Origin of the sequence: Arthrobacter zhaoxinii (genome assembly GCF_024385505.1) — a bacterium.
GTDB lineage: Bacteria > Actinomycetota > Actinomycetes > Actinomycetales > Micrococcaceae > Arthrobacter_B > Arthrobacter_B zhaoxinii.
Genome location: NZ_JANFLT010000003.1, coordinates 64,877 through 85,644 on the forward strand (window position 1 = coordinate 64,877; position 20,768 = coordinate 85,644).

Annotated in this window: 21 protein-coding genes; 11 read left to right on the plus strand and 10 right to left on the minus strand. The window is 67.4% G+C overall.

From position 1 onward, the window contains the following. The first annotated feature begins 116 nt into the window (after positions 1–116). From NNX37_RS06885 to rsmD, 3 genes are read left to right on the plus strand one after another with little or no spacing between them, the layout of a single operon-like run. A complete protein-coding gene (locus tag NNX37_RS06885) occupies positions 117–1,076 on the plus strand; it encodes a DAK2 domain-containing protein (protein ID WP_255791644.1) in 960 nt (319 codons plus the stop codon). Then, a complete protein-coding gene (locus tag NNX37_RS06890) occupies positions 1,066–3,291 on the plus strand; it encodes an ATP-dependent DNA helicase RecG (protein ID WP_255791587.1) in 2,226 nt (741 codons plus the stop codon). Before NNX37_RS06885 ends, NNX37_RS06890 begins: the two co-directional genes overlap by 11 nt. A gap of 58 nt (positions 3,292–3,349) precedes the next feature. Continuing rightward, positions 3,350–3,964 (plus strand): 16S rRNA (guanine(966)-N(2))-methyltransferase RsmD, encoded by a 615-nt coding sequence (gene rsmD / locus NNX37_RS06895; RefSeq protein WP_255791588.1) that lies wholly within the window; start codon positions 3,350–3,352, stop codon positions 3,962–3,964. Here the strand turns inward: rsmD and NNX37_RS06900 are convergent. Further along, the gene (locus tag NNX37_RS06900; RefSeq protein WP_255791589.1) at positions 3,961–4,737 is read right to left on the minus strand and encodes a spermidine synthase; all 777 of its coding nucleotides are present in this window, start codon (positions 4,735–4,737) and stop codon (positions 3,961–3,963) included. The two genes, rsmD and NNX37_RS06900, sit on opposite strands and share 4 nt — an antisense overlap. Next, complete coding sequence (locus NNX37_RS06905; protein ID WP_255791590.1) at positions 4,734–5,987, minus strand: aminotransferase class I/II-fold pyridoxal phosphate-dependent enzyme; 1,254 nt, start codon at positions 5,985–5,987, stop codon at positions 4,734–4,736. Before NNX37_RS06905 ends, NNX37_RS06900 begins: the two co-directional genes overlap by 4 nt. Positions 5,988–6,027: 40 nt before the next feature. On the opposite strand from NNX37_RS06905, the gene coaD reads away from it, so the two are divergent. Beyond that, entirely contained in the window at positions 6,028–6,498 is a 471-nt protein-coding gene (gene coaD, locus NNX37_RS06910; protein ID WP_255791591.1) for a pantetheine-phosphate adenylyltransferase, read from the plus strand. Here coaD and NNX37_RS06915 read toward each other — a convergent pair. Then, positions 6,495–7,076 carry a YdcF family protein gene (locus tag NNX37_RS06915; protein ID WP_255791592.1) on the minus strand — a complete coding sequence of 194 codons (582 nt, stop codon included), beginning with the start codon at positions 7,074–7,076 and terminating at the stop codon, positions 6,495–6,497. The genes coaD and NNX37_RS06915 overlap by 4 nt on opposite strands. Before the next feature lie 236 nt (positions 7,077–7,312). On the opposite strand from NNX37_RS06915, the gene NNX37_RS06920 reads away from it, so the two are divergent. From NNX37_RS06920 to mutM, 4 genes are all read left to right on the plus strand, one after another. Further along, entirely contained in the window at positions 7,313–7,879 is a 567-nt protein-coding gene (locus NNX37_RS06920; protein ID WP_255791645.1) for a YceD family protein, read from the plus strand. A gap of 2 nt (positions 7,880–7,881) precedes the next feature. Then, positions 7,882–8,085: a 50S ribosomal protein L32 gene (gene rpmF / locus NNX37_RS06925; protein ID WP_146364453.1), complete on the plus strand. Its 204-nt coding sequence runs from the start codon at positions 7,882–7,884 to the stop codon at positions 8,083–8,085. Positions 8,086–8,169: 84 nt separating this feature from the next. After that, complete coding sequence (gene rnc / locus NNX37_RS06930) at positions 8,170–8,877, plus strand: ribonuclease III (protein ID WP_255791593.1); 708 nt, start codon at positions 8,170–8,172, stop codon at positions 8,875–8,877. A 12-nt stretch (positions 8,878–8,889) separates the two neighbouring features. Further along, the gene (gene mutM, locus NNX37_RS06935; protein WP_255791594.1) at positions 8,890–9,891 is read left to right on the plus strand and encodes a bifunctional DNA-formamidopyrimidine glycosylase/DNA-(apurinic or apyrimidinic site) lyase; all 1,002 of its coding nucleotides are present in this window, start codon (positions 8,890–8,892) and stop codon (positions 9,889–9,891) included. Here mutM and NNX37_RS06940 read toward each other — a convergent pair. The 3 genes from NNX37_RS06940 to NNX37_RS06950 are packed head-to-tail and all read right to left on the minus strand — an operon-like array spanning position 9,827 to position 11,048. Next, the gene (locus NNX37_RS06940) at positions 9,827–10,279 is read right to left on the minus strand and encodes a VOC family protein (RefSeq protein WP_255791595.1); all 453 of its coding nucleotides are present in this window, start codon (positions 10,277–10,279) and stop codon (positions 9,827–9,829) included. The genes mutM and NNX37_RS06940 overlap by 65 nt on opposite strands. After that, on the minus strand, positions 10,276–10,578 hold the full coding sequence (locus NNX37_RS06945; RefSeq protein ID WP_255791596.1) for a transcriptional regulator: 303 nt from the start codon (positions 10,576–10,578) through the stop codon (positions 10,276–10,278). The genes NNX37_RS06940 and NNX37_RS06945 overlap by 4 nt, the downstream gene beginning before the upstream one ends. Continuing rightward, positions 10,578–11,048: a hypothetical protein gene (locus NNX37_RS06950; protein WP_255791597.1), complete on the minus strand. Its 471-nt coding sequence runs from the start codon at positions 11,046–11,048 to the stop codon at positions 10,578–10,580. The genes NNX37_RS06945 and NNX37_RS06950 overlap by 1 nt, the downstream gene beginning before the upstream one ends. A gap of 123 nt (positions 11,049–11,171) precedes the next feature. Here NNX37_RS06950 and NNX37_RS06955 point away from each other — a divergent pair, with 123 nt between their 5' ends. The 3 genes from NNX37_RS06955 to NNX37_RS06965 all read left to right on the plus strand — a co-directional run bounded on the left by NNX37_RS06955 (position 11,172) and on the right by NNX37_RS06965 (position 15,148). Further along, positions 11,172–11,684, plus strand: coding sequence for a winged helix-turn-helix domain-containing protein (locus tag NNX37_RS06955; RefSeq protein ID WP_255791598.1), 513 nt, complete (start codon positions 11,172–11,174; stop codon positions 11,682–11,684). Position 11,685: 1 nt separating this feature from the next. Continuing rightward, positions 11,686–12,795 carry a serine hydrolase domain-containing protein gene (locus NNX37_RS06960; RefSeq protein WP_255791599.1) on the plus strand — a complete coding sequence of 370 codons (1,110 nt, stop codon included), beginning with the start codon at positions 11,686–11,688 and terminating at the stop codon, positions 12,793–12,795. Between the two features lie 778 nt (positions 12,796–13,573). Then, positions 13,574–15,148, plus strand: coding sequence for an HNH endonuclease (locus tag NNX37_RS06965; RefSeq protein WP_255791600.1), 1,575 nt, complete (start codon positions 13,574–13,576; stop codon positions 15,146–15,148). Between the two features lie 118 nt (positions 15,149–15,266). Here the strand turns inward: NNX37_RS06965 and NNX37_RS06970 are convergent, their stop codons facing one another. From NNX37_RS06970 to NNX37_RS06985, 4 genes are read right to left on the minus strand one after another with little or no spacing between them, the layout of a single operon-like run. After that, positions 15,267–16,085 (minus strand): serine hydrolase domain-containing protein, encoded by an 819-nt coding sequence (locus NNX37_RS06970; RefSeq protein ID WP_255791601.1) that lies wholly within the window; start codon positions 16,083–16,085, stop codon positions 15,267–15,269. A 10-nt stretch (positions 16,086–16,095) separates the two neighbouring features. Then, a complete protein-coding gene (locus NNX37_RS06975; RefSeq protein ID WP_255791602.1) occupies positions 16,096–17,097 on the minus strand; it encodes an NAD-dependent epimerase/dehydratase family protein in 1,002 nt (333 codons plus the stop codon). Beyond that, entirely contained in the window at positions 17,094–19,721 is a 2,628-nt protein-coding gene (locus NNX37_RS06980; protein WP_255791603.1) for an alpha/beta fold hydrolase, read from the minus strand. Before NNX37_RS06980 ends, NNX37_RS06975 begins: the two co-directional genes overlap by 4 nt. Then, positions 19,715–20,740, minus strand: a complete 1,026-nt coding sequence (locus NNX37_RS06985; protein WP_255791604.1) for a 3-oxoacyl-ACP synthase III — start codon at positions 20,738–20,740, stop codon at positions 19,715–19,717. The genes NNX37_RS06980 and NNX37_RS06985 overlap by 7 nt, the downstream gene beginning before the upstream one ends. Positions 20,741–20,768: the final 28 nt, after the last annotated feature.

The window sequence follows — 20,768 nt, forward strand, 5'->3', positions numbered from 1 at the left end:
CGGCGAAGACCGGACGGGACGGGCGCTAATGAGCGGCACCAGCACCACCAAAGGCACCTACGCAAGCAGGAATCGGGATTACTTTGCAGACTAAAATCACCGCCAACGCGCAAGCGCTGAAGCGATGGTTGAGCAACGCAGAGGTCTCCCTGGGCAACCACAGCGACCGCCTCAACGCCATCAATATCTTCCCCGTGGCCGACGGCGACACCGGCACCAACCTCTACCTGACGCTCCGTGCCGCATCCAAGGCCGCCGCAGAGAAAGACACTGCCGACATCGGTGCCCTGCTGGAAACCGCTGGCCGGGCCGCCATGGAATCGGCACGCGGCAACTCCGGAACCCTGTTTTCCGTCTTCCTGACCTCCATGGCGGAACCCCTGGCCGGCGCAACCCGGCTCTCCGCACCTCTCCTCGCCACCGCCCTGCAGCGTGCACAGCTGCGCTCCTGGTCCGTGCTCAGCGATCCGGTGCCTGGCACCATGCTCTCCGTCCTGGAAGCAGCCGCCCACGCCGCCTCGGACAGCGAAGCAGCCGTCACCGGCGACGACAGCAATGCCGGGCTCGCTCTGACCCTGCACGCCATCATGGACGCGGCCCTGGCCGCCGTCATCCATACCGAGAGCCAGCTCGATGCGCTCACCCGTGCCCGCGTCGTCGACGCCGGCGGTGTCGGCTTCCTGCTGGTGCTGGACGCCCTGCGCGCCGCCGCCCTCGGGGAGGAGCTGCAGGAAGAGCTGCTGGACGGGCTGCACGGCTACGACGTCCAGGACCCGCACATCCACGCCCACATGCCCCGCATGGAAGGCGTGGAAGTCATGTGCACCATCACTCTGAGCCCGCTGGATGCCGCAACCCTGCGGCTGCAGCTGGACGAGCTGGGCGACTCGGTCATCATGAGCGCCGTCAGCCCGGTAGGGGATGGCTACCGCTGGCGCATCCACGTCCACACGCCCGACGCCGGCGCCGCCATTGATCTGCTGCGCAGCCTGGGGGATCCCGTGAACCTGACGATTACGGAGTTGTCCGCGGACGGCCACGAGACCAATGAAATCCCCGAGGCCCATGGACTCTAGGCTTCCCGGCGAACTCGACTTTCCGCTGGACCGCCGGATCGGCAAGGTTACGGCCAATGCCATGGAGAAGCAGCTTGGCCTGAAGACCGTTGGCGATCTGCTCCACCATTTCCCGCGCCGGTACCTGGAGCGCGGCGAGCTCACACCCATCGCCGAAATACCGTTCGACGAAGACGTCACCCTGATAGCCCGGGTGCAGAGCAACAACCGCCGGCAGATGCGGGCCCGCAAGGGGACAATCGTCGAGGTGGTCGTCACCGACGACACCGACGGCAGCCTCGGGCAGCTGCACCTGACGTTTTTCAACGGATTCAATGCTTCCAAGGAACTCACCGTCGGCACCCGGGCCATGTTCTCCGGCAAGGTGGGCGCCTACCGGGGGCAGCTGCAGCTGACCAATCCCAGCTATGTTCTCCTGGATGAAGACTCGGTGGACGAGGAGGAGGCCAAACGGCCCATCCCCGTTTACCGGGCCTCGGCCAGGGTGGCCAGCCCGACCATCGCGAAGTCCGTGTCGATGCTGCTGGACAACATGGAAGCCGTCAGGCTGCGCGATCCGATCCCGGCGGCAATCCGGCAGCGGGACCGTCTTCCCGACATCACGGATGCCTACAACAAGATCCACCGGCCGAACACTATGGAGGAGGCCTACGCCGCCCGGCACAGGTTCCGGTACCAGGAGGCCCTGGTCCTGCAGACGGCGCTCGCCCGACGTCGTGCCCTCACCGCCGAAGAGGAGGCCACCGCGCGCCCGGCCGTCCCGGGCGGCCTGCTGGACCGCTTCGACGCCTCCCTTCCCTTTACCCTCACCAACGGGCAGGCCGAGATCGGACGGGACCTGTCCGCCGAACTCGCCGGCGACCATCCCATGAACCGCCTCCTGCAGGGCGAGGTGGGCTCCGGCAAGACGCTCGTTGCGCTGCGCGCCATGCTGCAGGTCATCGACGCCGGGGGACAGGCCGCCCTGCTGGCACCCACCGAAGTCCTGGCCTCCCAGCACTACGAGTCCATCAGCGCGATGCTCGGCCCGCTGGGCCGCGGCGGACAGCTGGACGGAGACCCGGACGGCACCAAGGTGGTGCTGCTGACCGGGTCGATGAACACCGCCGGGCGCCGCACCGCGATGCTGGACGCCGCCAGCGGTGCCGCCGGCATCATCATCGGCACCCACGCCCTGCTGTCGGAGCACGTCTCCTTTGCCGACCTGGGCCTGGTGGTGGTGGACGAACAGCATCGGTTCGGCGTCGAGCAGCGCGATGTGCTGCGTACCAAGGGCCACAGCACCCCGCACCTGCTGGTCATGACGGCCACCCCCATTCCCCGAACCGTCGCGATGACCGTCTTCGGTGACTTGGAAGTCTCTACCCTCACCGAGCTGCCGGCCGGACGCGCCCCCATCTCCACCTACGTCTCGCCGCTGGCCGAGAAGCCCCAGTGGGAGCAGCGGATCTGGGCCCGCGCCCGTGAAGAGATCGACGCCGGCCGGCAGGTCTATGTGGTCTGCCCCAAGATCGGTGCCAAGGAAGAAGAGCCCGGCAGCGACCTGGCCCTGTTCGACCCGAAGGAAGCCGCCGCGGGACAGGAACGCGCCCAGCGGCAGGAGCTGACGTCCGTCACGGAGCTGACCGAGTACCTCACCACCGTCCCGGCGCTCGCCGGCAAGGTCATCGCTCCCCTGCACGGACGGCTGGACCCGAACGACAAGCACGAGACCATGGCCGCCTTCAACCGCGGCGACATTGACGTGCTGGTCTCCACCACCGTCATCGAGGTGGGTGTGGACGTGCCCAACGCCTCGCTCATGGTGATTATGGACGCGGACCGGTTCGGCATCTCCCAGCTGCACCAGCTGCGCGGCCGGGTGGGCCGCGGCGGGCTGCCCGGCACCTGCCTGCTCGTCACGCAGCTGGAGCCGGGGCATCCGAGCCGTGAGCGGCTGGAGGCCGTGGCCGCCACCACCGACGGCTTCGAACTGTCCCGCAAGGACCTCGAGCTGCGCCGCGAGGGGGACATCCTCGGCGCCAGCCAGTCCGGTGGCCGGTCCACTCTGAAGCTGCTGCGCGCGGTCCAGGATGAGAAGCTCATCGAAAAGGCCCGCGCCGACGCCGTCGCGCTGGTGGCCGAGGATCCGGATCTGCGCGAGTACCCGGCCCTGGACGAAGCGATCGAGGCGTCCCTGAACCCCGAAGCTGAAGCGTTCCTGGAACGCGGCTAGCTGTACTCAGCCCCGCCCCCGGGCCGGTCCCGCTCCGGGCAGCGGATAAAGTGAAGGCATGAGCCGCATTATTGCCGGGGCTGCCGGCGGAACCACCTTGTTCAGCGTTCCCGGGGACGGAACCCGTCCCACCACGGACCGGGTGAAGGAAGCCCTCTTCTCCCGCCTGGAGTCCTACGGCATCCTGCAGGAAGCCCGCGTGCTGGACCTGTTCGCCGGGTCCGGGGCGCTGGGCGTGGAGAGCGCCAGCCGCGGAGCGACCGCCGTCGACCTGGTGGAACTCGCCGACAAGCCCGCCGCCACCTGCCGGCAGAACGCCGAGCTCGTCAACAAGATCCTGGCCCGGACCTGCGTGAACGTGCACCGGGCCAAGGCCGAAACCTTCCTGCTGCGCGTCCCTGCGGATGTGCGCTGGGACGTGGTCTTCATTGACCCTCCCTACGCCTTCACCGAAGCAGAACTGGCCACGGTGCTCACGCCGCTGGCGGGACACCTTGCCGTCAACGCCGTGGTGGTGCTGGAACGCTCCACGCGTTCGCCCGAGCCGGTCTGGCCCGAGGGCATGGAGCGCTTCAGTGAACGTAAATACGGCGAGACCACGCTGTGGTTTGCCGAGCCGTCCGACGATGACGCAGAGTCCGGCGAGGACGAAGCGGAAGCCGCGCAGGCCTAGCCGGCAAACACGTCCAGGTCCTCGCCGGTCAGTACCGCCGCCGGGTGCGGACCGGCGGCCAGGAGTTGCTGAGTCCACTCGGCGGGCCAGGGGAACGGTGTTGCCGCGAGCACGATGTTGCCGGGGTACCGGCCGGTGAACATGTCGCGCTGCGCCAGCGCCGCAACCTCGCCGTCCGTCCCGAGCGCCGCTTGCACTTCCCGCACCTGCCGGCGCGCGAAGGCCAGCGGCGGATCGTCGCCGACGTTGACCAGCAGTACGCCGGCGGGGGAGAGCAGCGCCGCCAGCTCGGCGTAGAAGTCCGACGTCGCCAGGTGCGCGGGTGCATCGGGGCCGGCAAAGATGTCCAGCACGACGGCGTCGAAGGACTGGCCGGCAAAACGGTCCAGCGATTCGCGGGCATCGCCGATCACCGTCTCCAGGGATGTCCCCTCCGGCAGCGGAAGATGGGCCAGGACAAAGTCGAGCAGCTCGCGTTCCAGTTCCACCGCCACCTGTTCGGACCCCGGGCGGGTGGCCTGCAGGTAGCGGGTGAGGGTCAGCGCTCCGGCGCCCAGATGCAGGGCGCGCAGAGGCTGCCCGGCCGGTGCGGCCAGATCCAGGACGTTGCCGATCCGGCGCAGGTACTCGTAGGAGATTTCCTGCGGACGGGCCATATCCACGTGGGACTGCTCCGCTCCGCCGATGCTCAGCACATAGGCGCCGGGGGTGAAGCCGTCCTCGCTGATGGTGGCGTGGGCGCCGATGCCCCGCAGCAGCCGGGACGCATTCACAGCACACCGCCCAGCCGCGCAAGGCGCTCGGAGGCCGAGTCCAGGACCTCGGTTTTCTTGCAGAACGCGAATCTCAGCAGGGACCGGGTCCGCCGGGCTCCTTCGGCGTGGCAGAACACGGCGACGGGAATGGCCGCCACCCCGATCAGTTCCGGCAGCCGGCGGGCCAGCTCCGTGGCGTCGGTGATGCCCAGGGGCGAGGTGTCGGCAGTGACGAAGTACGTTCCGGAGGACGGCAGGACGTTCATCCCGGCGGCTCTGAGGCCGGCGCCGAGCAGGTCCCGCTTGGCCTGCAGCACCGCAGCGGCGCCGGTGAAGTAGTCGTCATCCAGTCCGAGGCCGACGGCGACGGCGGACTGGAACGGGGTGCCGGAGGTGTAGCTCAGGAAGGTCTTGACCGTGCGGACCGCGGACACCAGCGGTGCCGGGCCCGTGAGCCAGCCGATCTTCCATCCCGTGACGGAGAAGGTCTTCCCGGCCGAGGAAATGGTCAGGGTCCGGTCCGCGGCACCGGGCAGCGTTGCTACCGGGATGTGGACGGGCCCGAAGGTCAGGTGTTCGTAGACCTCGTCGGTGACGATCACGGCGTTGTGCTTTTCCGCCAGGTCCACGATCTGCTGCAGCACGCTGCGGGGGAGGACCGCTCCGGTGGGGTTGTGCGGGTTGTTGACCAGGACCACGCGGGTGCGGTCGGTGAACGCTGCCTCGAGGGCGCCGTCGGCGGGCAGGAAGTGCGGTGCCTCCAGGGCGACGGTGGTGTGTGTGGCGCCGCTGAGCCCGATGACCGCGCCGTAGGAATCGTAGAACGGCTCGAAGGTCAGCACCTCGTCGCCGGGGCCGGTCAGGGCCAGCAGGGCCGAGGCAATGGCCTCCGTGGCGCCGGTGCTGACAATGACCTCGGTGTCCGGGTCCACCCGCAGGCCGTAGAACCGCTCCTGGTGCGCCGCGACCGCATGGCGCAGCACCGGCAGGCCCTGACCGGGCGCGTACTGGTTGGCGCCGGAGGCAATGGCGGCCCGCGCGGCGTCGAGCATTTCGGCTGGGCCGTCTTCGTCGGGGAAGCCCTGCCCCAGGTTGATGGCGCCGTGCCGTCCGGCCAGGGCCGTGATCTCCTCGAAAATGGTCACGCCGAGGTTGCCGTCCGCTGCGAGCAGGTTGGCTCCTGCCGCTGTCCGCTGCCACGGCTGGGCTGCGGCTGTTCCGGTGCCGGTCTGCGCGCGGAGCAGGGACGCGGCTGTGCTGTTACTCATGCAACAAGTATTACCCGCCGGCACCCGGTAGATTCGACCTATGCGACGCGCTGTATGCCCCGGCTCCTTTGACCCCATCCACAACGGCCACGTGGAGGTCATTGCCCGTGCGGCAAGCCTCTTCGACGAAGTCATCGTGGCGGTGTCCACCAACTACGCCAAGAAATACCGGTTCAGTGCCGAGGAGCGGCTGGCCCTGGCGGCCGAAACCTTGGGCTCGCTGCGCGGCGTGTCCGTGGTTCCCATGGGGGAGGGGCTGCTGGCCGAGTTCTGCCGGGACCACGGCGCGTCCGCTGTGGTGAAAGGGCTGCGGTCCGTGCAGGACTATCAGTACGAACTGCCGATGGCCGTGATGAACCGACAGCTCACCGGCGTCGAAACCGTGTTCCTCGCCGCCGAAAGCCGGTACACCCACCTCTCGTCCTCCCTGATCAAGGAAGTGGCGGCACTGGGCGGGGATGTTTCAGAGTACGTGCCCGCCGCGGTCCTGAAGCAGCTGCAGGCAGGCTAGATCGGATTCGCGCAGGCCGGGCGGACCAATCCGGCCGCCACGCCGCCGGTTTCCTCCACGAAGCGGCCCAGCCAGTCTCCCGGCCCCAGGTCCGGCTGTGATTCCACCATGGTGACGTTCACCGAGCTGCACTGTTCGAGGTTCAGCTCCGCGCGGGTGACGTGGTAGCGGGACGTCACCACAATGATGTCCGTCCAGCCGCGGTCCTTCGCCAGGCGGGCGACGGCCCGTGCCTCGCCGCGGGTGGTCATCGGCTCCGGATTGAAGCAAACGATCAGCGGGTTCCGGTTGCCGGTGCAGACCGCATCGGTGCGGATGTTGCCGGGCGTGAACGTGGCGGACAGGGCCAGCACCGGCGCGTAGCCCTGCTTCACCAGGTCCAGTCCCACGGGCAGGCGTTCGCTGCCGGCACCGGCCAGGACGACGACGGCATCTGCGCGGGCGGGGTCGGCGGCACTGGCGGAGGGGTAGACAAACAGGATCGACGCGACCAGCAGCCAGACGGCAAAAAGGCACGCGGCCGCCGTCGTACTGTGCCGAAGGAGCCGGTGCCCCAGGAACCAGCGGAGGATTGTCACGTTCCAACAGTAGGGGACGGCTCCGCGTCCGGCGGGGAAGCGGCTCGGGACGCCGATTAGCCGGATGGCCGCCGGCGGGTAAACTGGGATGTGGAGCGCGTGCCCGCATGGGCTCCCTGGCTGCGGTGCAGCCGCAGTTTGAGAGATTCCGGCAAGTCAGGCTAAGATGATATGTCGGTCTATGTTCTACAGGAGTTCTCATTAGCGAATTTTCGCGGTCCAATCCGGAAACTCCCCTGGCTATCAACGTCAGGGACCTCGGGCGCAGCCCGGGAACGATGCGGACCTTGCATGAACATGTACCGGCACCGAAAGACTTCGGTGTTGCGCTTATCGGCGTTCCGGAAGGATCCAGCCTCGAGCTCGATCTAAGGTTGGAGGCCGTGCACGAAGGGATTTTGGTATCCGGCGTAGCAATTGCCCCCGTAAAGGGCGAATGCGGCAGGTGCCTGAAGCCACTCGCGTATGACCAAGAAGTCGATGTGCAGGAACTCTTCTACTACGAGGACGCTGAGTCCTTCGAAGAAGAAGATGAAGAAGAGCAGCACCGGATCGAGCGAGATGTCATCGATCTTGAACCGGTATTGCGGGACGCAGTGGTTCTTACCATGCCGTTCCAGCCGGTGTGCCGGGAAGACTGCCCAGGCCTTTGCTCCGAATGCGGAGCGCGCCTAGAGGAGGATCCGGGTCACCACCATGAAGTAGTGGATCCTCGCTGGGCAGCCCTCGCCGGGTTGACCGGCACGGCCGCAGAAGATACTGCGGCACCAAGTACAGATTCAGACGAGAGAGAAGAGAGTTAGCCGTGGCTGTTCCGAAGCGGAAAATGTCCCGCGCGAATACACGTGCACGCCGGTCCCAGTGGAAGGCGACCGCGCCCAACCTGGTGAAGACCGTGGAGAACGGCCGCGTCACCTATAGCCTGCCGCACCAGGCTAAGGTCGTCACCGACTCCGCCGGCACTGCGCTGTTCCTTGAATACAAGGGCCGCAAGGTCGCGGACGTCTAAGACCAGTGTTCGGCCCGGTTGTGCGCATCAGTAACGGTGCTGCGGACGGGCACATGAATACTGCTTTTCGGGTTTATCCAAAAAGTGAAGAATACTGAAGAGCTCATGAAGCGTCTCGGTGTCGATATCGACGCCGGGACGCTTCGTCTTGCACTCACGCACCGCTCCTACGCCTACGAGCAGGGCGGCATCCCCACGAACGAGCGCCTGGAATTCCTCGGCGACTCCATTCTGGGGTTCTCGGTAACCGATGCGCTCTACCGGGATAATCCAGACCTTTCCGAGGGCGAGCTGGCCAAGCGCCGCTCCGCCGTCGTCAGCACCCGCGCCCTCGCCGGCATTGCCCGGAACCTGGGCCTGGGCGAGTACATCCTGCTGGGCCAGGGCGAAAAGCTCACCAACGGGCGCGACAAGTCCTCCATCCTTGCCGACACCACCGAAGCGATCATCGGTGCCGTCTACCTGGACCACGGCATTGAAACCGCCCGCAGCATGGTGATGCGCCTCGTGGGGCCGCTGCTGTCCAACGCCGAAGCGCTGGGCGCCGGCACGGACTGGAAGACGAGCATCCAGGAGATCGCCGCCGGCCGGAAAATGGGCGACATCGAATACCGGGTTTCCGGTTCCGGTCCCGATCATTCCCGCAGCTACGTGGCCGTCCTGCATATCGGCGACAAGCCCTTCGGCACCGGCACCGGCCACTCCAAGAAGGAAGCCGAGCAGGAAGCCGCGGCTGCGACCTGGAAGCTGATCAACGCTAAGGAAGCCGGCACCACGGCTGCCGGCGCCTAGGGGCGCCCGGCCATGCCTGAGCTTCCCGAGGTGGAGGTGGTCCGCCGCGGACTGGCCTCCTGGGTCCGCGGCCGCACCATCACCGGCGTTGAAGTGGTGGACCCGCGTTCCGTGCGGCGCCACGCGCCCGGGCCGGCCGACCTCGTCGGCAACCTCGAAGGCGCGGTGGTGGCCGACGTCGTCCGCCGCGGCAAGTTCCTCTGGCTGCCGCTGCTTGAGTCCGGCTCCGGCGTCGCGTCCGGTGCGGCTTCGCCGGGCGGCGCGGCCGACGACGTCGTGCCCTCCTTTGCGCTGATGGCCCACCTCGGGATGAGCGGCCAGCTCCTGATGGAAGACTCCGCACTCCCGGACGAAAAGCACCTGAAGGTGCGGTTCACGCTCAGCCCCGCCGCTGATGCCTCCGGTGCTGCCATGCCGGACGAGCTGCGCTTTGTGGACCAGCGGATCTTCGGCGGCATGTTCCTCACCGATCTGGTCCCGACGCCCGACGGCGAACCCGGCGGCCTGTCCGAGACAGCGCTGCCGCTTGTGGCTGCCGAGGCGGCCCATATTGCCCGTGACCCGCTGGATCCGGCGTTTTCCTTTGACGAGTTCTACCGCCGGCTCCGACTTAGGAAGACCGGCATCAAACGCGCCCTGCTGGACCAGGGCCTGATTTCCGGGGTCGGAAACATTTACGCCGACGAGTCCCTGTGGGCGGCGCGCATGCACTTTGCCCGTGCCACGGACACCATGCGCCGGGCCGACGCGCTGCGGCTGGTGGAGGCCGCCCGCGACGTGATGACCCGCGCCCTGGCGGCCGGCGGCACCAGCTTCGACTCGCTCTACGTCAACGTCAACGGCGCCTCCGGATACTTCTCCCGCTCCCTGAACGCCTACGGCCGCGAGGGGCTGCCCTGCCCGCGCTGCGAGGAGCTGGGACTGCACACCCTGATCCGGCGCGATTCGTTTATGAACCGGTCCTCGTACAGCTGTCCGGTCTGCCAGCCTCGGCCCCGGAACGGTCGCTGGTAGGTTCCCGTTCCACGAGCTGGATCGGATGTTCGTCGAAGTCCTCGACGAATGCAACCAGCAGTCTTCCGTCCAGGAACGGGTGCGGTCCTTGAAGGTCTTTTGCTCCGGCCTCGAGCGCTGCGGCGTAGGCGGCTGCGACGTCGTTCGTCCAGAGCGTGAGGCACGCGCGGTGTCCGGCTGTGACCGGGGTGAGTCCGTGGGCTTCGGCCGCCGGTCCTGGCAGTGCGAGCCCAAGTTCGAAGCCGTCCAATGACATTTCGATTTTGACCGGTGCCGTCCCTGCTCCGGTTGCGCGGAATTCTTCAGTGAAGCCGAGGGCCGCGTAGAAGCGTGCCGCGCGCGCGACGTCGGCGACGAACAGGATGACCTGCGGATTGTAGATTTTCATGGGTTGAGCAGGTCTCCGGCGGCAGCGAGCTTGCGGAGCTCCTCGATATGGGCCTTGAATGCCTTCTGCCCGGCTCTGTTCAGCGCCACCCAGGTGCGGGTGCGGCCGTTCACGGAACCTTTGCGCACGGTGACAAACCCGGCCTGTTCGAGCACCTTGACGTGTTTGCTTAGTACCGAGTCGCTCAGGTCCAGCGCGTCCCGGAGCACGCCGAATTCAGCTTCGCCCACTTCGGCAAGGATCGAACAGATCCGCAGCCGGGTCGGCACATGGATAACCTCGCTGAATCCCTCGCCCATCAGCCGGCGTTCCGCAGCGCGCGTGCCAGCCGGGCATCCATGGCCGGTCCCATCACCAGCGTGAGCATCAGGACAAGCACGGCAGCGCCGTAACCTATCCATGCCAGCTTGAAGGTCATGTACAGAACGACGGCCGCGACGGCGATGAGCGCGAACGCGGCGACATACGTCCAGGCCAGTCCACGGCTGCCGGGATGGGTGTACACATCAATCACCAGGCGGCTGCGGGTCTGAAGCATCGGCAGGACGCTGAAGAGCACTCCGGACACCGCAATGAGGGCGGACGCCCATCCGGCGTCCTTGGAGAAGACCAGGCCGATGACGAACACCCCCATGCCTATGCCCTGGACGGGATAGAGCCATGCGGGCGACCTGACGTGCGGGGCCAGTGCCTGCTTTGACTGGGAGACGGATTCCAGCGCCTGGCGTGCTTCTTCGGCGGAGGGGCGGGCGGCGTGATCCTGTGTCATGCACGGAAGCCTAGACTTTCCGCAACGGAAAGGGAAGGGTTTCCGTTGCGGAAAGTCGAGGTTCTGCGAACAAATAATTACGTAAGTCTTGTATTTATTCTGGAATTACGTAATTCTCTAGCCATGCCCATTGATGACGACGCCCGGCTTCAGGCCCTGGAGGCACGTGTCGCAGCGCTGGAACAGCGCGCGGAAGCTGCCGGTCCGGCGTCGCCCGCCGATGATGCTGACGTGTTCTGGGCCCTCGAAGGGGTGAGGAAGCGCCACCCCGAACCGGGAGCGGTGCTGTTCACCGGCACCGCCACAACTGCCGCCGGCGCCCATTACGAGTACCAGTACGGGCTGGAGACCGGGCATCTGCTCGACGTCGACTGGACCCGGTTCGCCGACACCCTTGCGTCCCTGGGCCATCCCCTCCGCCTGGCTGTGCTGCGTGCGGTGCTCGGCGGAACCGAGACCGTGGCCGGGCTGGTGGAGGAACTGGGGTCTGGGACGTCCGGGCAGATCTATCACCACGTTCACCAGCTGACGGCTGCCGGCTGGCTCGCACCGCATGCCCGGTCCCGCTACCGGATTCCGCCCGCCCGCGTCATTCCACTGCTCGCCATTCTGACCGCTGCCTCCGGAGGTAACTGATATGAACAAACGCAGACGTATTACCGTCGCCGCCCTTTCCGCTTCCGCTGTACTGGCCTGCGGGCTGCTGGCCGCACCGTGGGCGCCGCGCCTGTCGACGCAGGTTTCCGGCGATGCGGCACTGGCCGAAGCTGTCCGGCCGCTGCTGCAGAAACCCGCCGATAAGCTCAGCGTGGCCTACCTGGAAGACGGCACCGTGCGGATCGCCGGATTCGGTGCCGATGAACGGACCGAGTTCGAGATCGGATCGGTGTCCAAAACGTTCACGGCAGCCCTGCTGGCGGACGCCGTCGAGCGCGGCGAGGTGACCCTGGAGACCACCGTTGCCGAGATCCTCGGGCCGGACCTGCGGGACCCGGAGGCCGAAATCGGCACCGTCACCTTGGCCGAGCTGGCCAGCCACCGGTCGGGGCTGCCCCGGCTTGCCACCGACCCCGGTGCGTTGGTTTCGTCGTTTCTGAATTCCGCTCTCCGCCGCGACCCCTACACTGCCCCGCCCGCCGAGGTTATCGAACATGCACAGTCCGCGTCATTGGGAGGGCGGGGCACGGTGGCTTACTCCAACCTCGGTTATGCCTTCCTGGGGCAGCTGCTCGCCAAGGAAGCCGGGATGGACTACGCCGATCTGCTGCAGGAACGGATCCTGGAACCCCTGGGAATGAAGGATACGTACGTTCCGGTCACGGCCGGCAATCTGCGACCCGATGCTCCGACCGGGCGGGCTGCAAGCGGACTGCCGCACGCTGCCTGGACCGCCAACGGCGGGGCGCCGATGGGCGGGATCCGGTCTACCACAGCGGATATGTCGCTTTACCTTCAAGCGCTGCTGGCGGAGACGGCACCGGGTTCCGCGGCACTGGAGCCGCGCTGGGACATGGGCGAGGGCGACGGCGGCGAGGGCGACGGCGGTGGCGAGCGGGTGGGTCTGGCGTGGTTTACGCAGGTCTCCTCATCGAGCGGGCGCGCTGCGACGTGGCACAACGGCCAAACCGGAGGCTTTTCCGCCATGGTGGCGATGGACCGAGAGGCGGGCACGGCGGTACTGATCCTCTCCAACGTGGCTGCCGGGCAGGATGAGGCCGCATTGGCCCTGCTGAAGGAAGGTCTCTGATGGCTCTGGTTCTGACCCTGGTCTCATGGATGCTCGCCCTCTGGCTGGTGGTGCTCTCTTTGTCCGTGGCGCTTCCTGTCTGGAAGCAGGCGGGGAGGCCCTCCGGTCCGAGCCGGAGGTCCCTGCTGGCGGGTTTGTTGGAAGTGGCTTCGATTGCGGGAATTCTGCGTCTGATCTCCCCGTGGAGTTCCGGATCCGTGGTCCTTTGGGTGGTGGCCGTCGTCGCGCTGGCTGCGGCTGTTGCCGGAGCAGTCCTTCACTGGCCGGAGTTGCCGGGTCGGACTTCGAAGTCGGGGGGTGTGGCGGGGGAAGCTGCAGAGACCGAGGCTGCTGAGCCACCGGAAGAGCTTCCGACGTCTGACCCCACCATCCCGGAGAGGCCCGATCAATCCCGGCCAGTGCAACCCTCGGCAGCGCTATCCACGACGGCGGAGCAGCCCCGGCGGCTGCCCCTCCCGGCGCGGGAAGCGCCAGTTGTGCCTATTCCTGGTAAGCCGCTAACTGGTAAGTCGCTAACTGGTAAGTCGCGCCGAAAGTCCAAGGCAGGAAAGAAAGCGAAGAAGGAGCCGGGAAATCTCGCGCTGGCTGGGCAGGCAGCCCTGCTGGTCGCAATCGTCGTAATTTCCTTTCTAGGTGGGTAGGGTTCATGCCGCTCTGAGTGGCCAACTCATCCCACGGGCGCATCGAAAAGAGGACGGAGGAAGAAGCCTCAAAACGGGTAGTGGAACAGGTATTTGTTCCCTAGATCGGAGTCCGCGATCCCGATAGACTCGAACACATGTTCGAATATTCTCCGTCCGAAAGCCATCAGCGGACCGGCAGCCTGACTGCCGGCACCGCGCTGGTGAATGCGTGGGTAGAGGTACTCGCGGAGGACGCGGACGGCCTTCCCGACGGTGATCGAGAGCAGGTGGGGGAGCAGGACGGCGACCTCATTGACCGGATCCGTGCCCTGGAGGAACTCAAAGCCGCAGCTGCTGCGGCGCAGGCTCGGGCAACTGCCTTGTTTGATGCTTCGCAACGCCGGAAGCAGGTCGAGGCCGGAGTGCGGCGTGAGGAACTGGGCCGCGGTGTTGCCTCCCAGATTGCCTTGGTACGGAGGGAATCGCCTAACCGCGGCGGGCGGCTGCTGGGCTTCGCGAAGGTGCTGACCTCCGAGATGCCGTGCACGCTGCAGGCCCTGACCTTGGGGAGGATCAGCGAGTGGCGGGCAACGCTGCTGGTCCGCGAAACCGCCTGCCTGAGCTTCGAGGGCCGGCGGCGGGTGGATGAAGAAGTCGCCGGAGATCCCGACGTCCTGGAAACCCTGGGAGACCGCCAAATCATTTCCCGAGCCAGAGGCGCCGCCTATCGGCTCGATCCGCGAGCAGCGGTCAAGCGTGCAGCCAAGGCTGAATCGGAGCGTTTTGTCTCCTGCCGTCCCGCACCGGACACCATGACCTATCTGACCGGACTCCTGCCCGTCGCCCAGGGGGTGGGCGTCTTTGCCGCGCTGTCCCGAGAAGCGGACCGGCTGCGTGCGTCCGGAGACGGCCGGGGCCGGGGCCAGATTATGGCGGACACCCTCGTCGAGCGCGTCACCGGGCAGGCAGATGCAGAACGGATGAAGGTGGAAGTGCAGCTGGTGATGTCGGACCGGACACTGCTGGGCGGAGACTCAGAGCCTGCCCTGGTCCCCGGATACGGCCCCGTTCCGGCCCAGTGGGCGAGGGATCTGATCAGGGGTCGTCGTCCCGGGCGGGAAGCCGGGCGGGATACCCGTGGCGCCAAACCGGAAGAGGGCCCAGGGCGGAAAACAAAGCAAGACGAGCAGGAAGAACGCTGGATCCGCCGGCTCTACACCGAACCGACTACCGGTCAATTAGTCGCAATGGATTCCCGGGCGCGCTTGTTCCCGGCTTCGCTGGGACGGTTTATTGCGGCACGCGACCAGACCTGCCGAATGCCGTGGTGCGGGGCACCGATCCGGCATCTTGACCATATTCGTCCGCATCAGGACGGCGGTCCCACCAGCATGGTGAATGGGCAGGGACTCTGCGAGGCGTGCAACCAGGCCAAGGAAGCACCAGGCTGGAAAGCGCGAACGGCCGACCCTCCAGGGCAGAGCGGACCGCACACCGTTGAGACCACCACCCCAACGGGGCACACCTATAGGTCTACCGCGCCGCCGCTGCCTGGAGCAGGAGCAGGAGCCGTATCCGGAGCCAGAGCCGGAACCGGTGTTGCGGACAGGATGGGTACCGGTGCCGGTATTGAAGATCCGTCCAGCACGGGAACATGGCCGGTCAAACACACAGGATCTCCAACGACGCTCCTGGAAGGATGCATTGTGGACCTGATCTGGGCTGCGTGATGGGCGCCGTGGTGCAGGGAGTGTTCCGGCCAATGTGCCCTACCCGGGGTCTCCTGGATACCGCGCCGGCCATTCCGCTCAGTGCCGTCCATGATGAAAGACGTGCGGAAGCAAAACCCTACCGCCCGGCCAGCTCTGCAAGAATCCCGTCGGTAAAGGGAGGCCACACTTCCGCAGCCCAGGGACCGAAATCGCGGTCGGTGAGGCAGACCGCTGCAGCACGAGCTTCCGGATCCACCCAAAGGAAGGTTCCGGACTGGCCGAAGTGCCCGAACGTGGCCGGCGAGCTGTTGGCACCGGTCCAATGCGGAGACTTGTGGGCACGGATCTCGAAGCCGAGTCCCCAGTCGTTTTCCTTCTGCCGGCCGAAACCGGGAAGCACTCCGGCGAGACCGGGAAAGACCACATGCGTGGCCTCCGTGAGCCGGCCCGGATCGGTGAGTGTGGGAGCCTGCAGCTCCGCGGCAAACCGGCACAGGTCTGCAGCCGTGGAGATACCACCGGCAGCAGGGGAGCCCTCCAGAGCGGTGGAAGACATACCCAGCGGTACCAGCACGCCTTCCTGCAGATATTCACCGAACGATATGCCCGTTGCCTGCTCCAGCGTCTCGCCGAGTACCTCGAAACCCGCGTTGGAATACAGGCGCCGCGTGCCGGGGGGATAGCGGACCGTGCGCTCGCCGAAATCGTAGCCGCCGGAATGTGCGAGCAGATGCCGGACGGTGGAGCCCTCGGGACCCGCAGGCTGATCGAGCTCCAACGCGCCCTCGTCCAGGGACACCAGCACGGCATAGGCGCTCAGCAGCTTGGTGACGGAAGCCAGCGGAAAACGGCGGTCCTGCTCACCGGCGGTCCCCAGCATCTCGCCGCCGGCGGACACGACGGCGGCAGCAGCATTGTCTACCGGCCAGGACTCGATTTTCTGCAGGCTTTTCACGGGCATCATCCTAGGAGATGGGGGAGTAGTGCCGGGCAAGCCGGAGCATGCCGTCTTCAATCGACACTTCCGGAGTCCAGTCCAGGACTTCACGGGTTTCACGCTGGTCAAACCAGTGCGACGTCGACAGCTGCTCGGCCAGGAAACGCGTCATGGGCGGTTCGTCGTGAACCAGACCGCGCCTCCCCGCCTTCAGCCAGACCCGTTCGATCAGGCTTCCGGCACCGCGGGCAACCCTGCCCGGAACGCTCCAGCCCGGTGCGGACACTCCCGTGGCCGCACAGATACCGGCAATCAGTTCGCCGACCGGACGCGGCTGGCCGTTGGTCACCACCAGGGCACGGCCGGACGCGGCATCCATCCGCTCCAGGCCGCGGACAATGGCAGCCGCCGCATTGTCGATATAGGTGGTGTCGATCAGGGCAGCACCGGCATCGAGCAGCGGAAGCCGCCCGGACCGGGCGCGGTCAATCACACGTTCGACCAGCTGCGTATCGCCCGGACCCCAGACAATGTGCGGCCGGATGGCAGCGACGCGGAACCCGGTGGAATTCAGCCCCAGCGCAATCAGCTCGGCCTCGGCCTTGGAGGCGGCATAAAAACCGCGGGCACGGGCCGGGTCCGCAGTGCCGGCACCTGCACCGGCAATCGGTTCACCGAAGTGCGCCACGGACGGAGAGGACACGAAGACGACGTCGCGGACGCCGGCAGCCTGTGCAGCCTGCAGCAGGACCTGCGTACCGGTGATGTTGGTTTCCTCGAACTCCCGCCATTCGCCGGTGAAGGAGACCTTGGCGGCGAGATGAATCACCGCGTCCATCCCGTCGACGGCACGGGCGGCGGCAGCGGGATCGGCAACGGACCCGGCCACGGAGTCCCGGCCCGGAACTCCCGGCCGGCGCTGGAAGGTGCGGACCTTGTGGCCCTTGGCCTCCAGCAGGTCCGCAACGGCGCCGCCCAGCAGGCCGCTCGCTCCGGTAACCAGGACATTGCGCGGAGCCAGGGCACTCACCGCTTGCCCTTACCCAGGCGCGGCACCGGACCGCCGGCGAGCAGGCGGGACGCCCAGCCGGCCAGTGCGGTGCGGTCGATCTTGGAATTGTGCCGGATGTCGGTGGGCATCTGCGGCAGCACGAGCACTGCCGCCAGATCGAGCCCGACCAGCCCGGCCACGCGGGACCGCACGGCTGCGGTCAGCCTCGGAGACGCGGTTCCGGCCCGGCGTGCGGGGGGATCGGTCTCCACCACGGCCACGGGAACCTGCGCTCCGGCAGGTCCGACGCCGACCAGCGCCGCCCGGCCCACGCCGTCGACCGCCTCGGCAGCCTGTTCCGCGGCTACCGGAGTCCGGATGCCGTCCGCCGTGGAGAGGATGTGGCCCAGGCGCCCCTCCACCCACAGCCGGCCGTCGTCGTCGAAATGCCCGACGTCGCCGGTGCGGTGCCAGCCGTCAATGGACGCACTGTGGCTCTCGGTGATCCAGAGCCGGTCGTAGCGGTCCTTGACGTGCGGGGCGCTGACCAGGATTTCGCCGGTACGGTTCGGGACGGTCAGCGGTTCGCTGCCCACGGACCCGTCCGGGAAGACTTCGGCAATGGCCACCTCGGCGCGGGACACCGCTGTGCCGACACAGACACCGTTGCCGGACCCGGCGGCACGGATGCCTTCGAGGCTGATGTCGGTGACGGGCAGCGCCTCGGTCATGCCGTACGGCGTGTGCAGGGACGCCTTCGGCACCAGGTCCTGCACCTGGGCCAGCAGCGGCTCGGCAATCGGTGCACCGGCCGAAAGCAGCAGTTCCACCTGGGCCAGCGCGGCCCGCTGCGGAGCGTCGAGCTCTCCGGAGGTCGCCAGCACATTCGTCAGCGCTGCGGGGGAGGCGAAGATCGTGGTGGCATCCACGGCCACCGCTGCATCGGCCAGGGCTGCGGCAGTGAGCGTGCGGGGCGAGGTGACGTCCATGTCCGGCGTCACCGACGTCGCGCCCAGCGCCGGTCCCAGCAGGGCAAACGGCGCGAAGCCGGCCACCAGGGAGGTTCCGGCACGCAGGTTATAGGTGTCCTTGATGGCATCACGCATGGCGGCCAGCTGCCGGTGCGTGTACACCACGCCCTTGGCCGGACCGGTGGATCCGGACGTGAAGAGCACGGCGGCGTCGGCATCGGGATCTGCGGGGTGCCAGGGCACCTCGGATCCGGCGCCGTCGGCGATGAGCTCCTCCACGGTGTGCTTCACGCCGAGCACCCGCCGGCGGGTCGGGGACAGCTCGGAAACACTGATCCGCGTGCCGGGCCAGCCGAAGGCCCGGGCGCCGATGAGCGCGCGGTCGATGCCGATCAGGAACGACGGTCCGGCACCCTTGATGGCCCGGCCGAGGCCCTTGGTGCCCAGCCCGGCGTCGGCCACCACAATCACGGCGTTCAGGCGCAGGCAGGCGTAGATCAGCGAGGTCAGTTCAATGCCGGGCGGCACCAGCAGGTTCACCCGGGTTCCCGGCCGCACACCGGCGGCCGCAAGTCCCGCGGCGAGGGCGTTCACGCGTTCGGCAAGCCCGGCCCAGGACAGGGTGCGCGGTCCGGCGGCCGCGCAGTCGCCGCCTAGCGGTGCCATGTCGACGACGGCGGGACTGGTATCGCCCGCACGCTCGTCCAGCTCGGCGAGCATGGGCCGGAACGGCTCAGTGCGCCGGAGCGCGGAATCCGCAGGCTTTTCGACGGCGGTCTGCAGCCAGGCGAAGACGGGGGAGGCAATGTCGACGTCTTCGGGCAGCAGGTGCCCGGCGCCTTCGAACCGGTGCACGGAGGAGGCCGGCAGCCGCTCCAGCAGGTCGCGGAGGTAGCGGTCGGAGAAGACGGGATCTTTAGGTCCCCAGAGGACCAGCGAGGGAACATTTAGCCGGCGGATGCCCTCGGCGACGGAGTTCAGTGTGCGCCAGCTGGGGTGGGTCTCGACGGCGGGAATGTCGGCAACGAAGTTCGCGACCCCCTGCCGGCGGGCCGCGCCGCGGTACGGCAGCGCGAAGGCCTCCCGGACGGGAGCCGGCAGGGCAGGCTGCGCCAGGGAATGCGTGACCCGGATAAAGGCGTCGGTGCTGCGCGTGCCCCAGGGATGGACGGCCGGGTGCAGGGCCAGCTTCAGCGCCGGCGGCAGCGAGTAGCCGGCCGGGTGGACGGCGGTGTTGGTCAGTACGACGCCGGCGAGCTGGCGGCGGTGCCGCAGCGCCCAGCCCAGGGAGATCAGGCCGCCCCAGTCGTGACCCACGGTAACCACCGGGCCGGTGATCCCGAGCGCGTCCGTCAGGTTGCCGAGGTCGGTGATCCGGTCCTCGAGCCGCCGGAAGGCGCCGGTGCGTTCGGAGAAGCCCATATCCAGCTGGTCCACGGCCACCACGCGCCACGGCTTGTCGGCGGACGCTCCGGCGGCCAACAGGGTGCGCCAGAGGTAGGACCAGGTGGGGTTGCCGTGCACGCAGAGCAGGGTTCCGGCCGGTTCGACCCCGGCCGCGGCCAGGTCAGGGCCGTTGTCGAGCACATGCCACTTGCGGACCGTGCCCGGAAGCTCGACAGCGGCAGTGGAGGGAACGTGGACAAACGAGGACCAGGCGGGGGAAACGCCGGGCCAAAGCTCCTCTACCACGCAATCTCCATCATGGTGGTGTTCAGACCGGAGCCCACGCCCATGCACAGCACCCGGTCTCCGGGGTTCAGGGAACGGGATTCCTGGGCCAGGGTCATCGGCAGGGACGCCGGCCCCACATTGCCCCAGTTCGGAAACGTGATCGGCACCTTTTTGCGGTCCAGGTCCACTGCCTTGATGATGGCGTTGGTGTAGGAGTTGGACACCTGGTGGGTCACGTAGCGGTCCATCCCGGTCCAGTCCCAGCCGTTGCCGTGGGCTTCGTGCCAGGCGTCGACGACGAGTTCCAGTCCGCCGTCCAGCAAACCCTTGGTGTCGGTGTACATGCCGTCGATGCCGCCCACGCACAGTTCGTGGTGCTGGGTGCCGGCACGCGAGACGCCGCCGAGGATGCGGTGCGAGCCCGGGTGCCGGTCGGCACGGCCGATGACGGCGGCCGCGGCGCCGGAGCCGAGGGTGAGGGTCGCGAATTCGCGCAGGTAGTCGTCGCGGGTGGAATCGGAGGCGTTCAGCCGATCGAACGTGGCTTCCTGCACGCCCTGGGAGTCCTCGCCCGCCACGATCAGGGCATAGTTGATCTGCCCGGAGTCGATCATGTTGGACGCCAAGGTCATGCCGTTGACGAAGCCCAGGCAGGCGTTGGCCAGATCGAAGTTCATGGCGGAGGAGGGGAGCCCCAGGCCGTTGTGGATCTTGACGGCGACGGAGGGTTCAAGGTTCCGGCGGGTCACGGAGGTGTTGATGAGCAGCCCGATTTCGGACGCCTCGACGCCGGCTTCGGCCAGGGCCTTGGCGCCGGCCTCGGTGGCGCCGTCGTCGAACGCGGTGCCGGCGGCCCACCACCGCCGCTCGCTCACGCCCGCCACCCGCTCGAGCATGCGCTTGGAGAGCCGCAGCCGCTTGAGCGAGGGCTCGAGGCGCTCGTCGAATTCACTGGAACTCATGACCACCGGGGCTTCAACGCTGTTCACGCTGAGGATGGCGGAGTTGGAGTGCTGGAAGTTGAAGTTCCCGGTCAAAATGCCTGCCTTGTCTGCTGCTGAACTT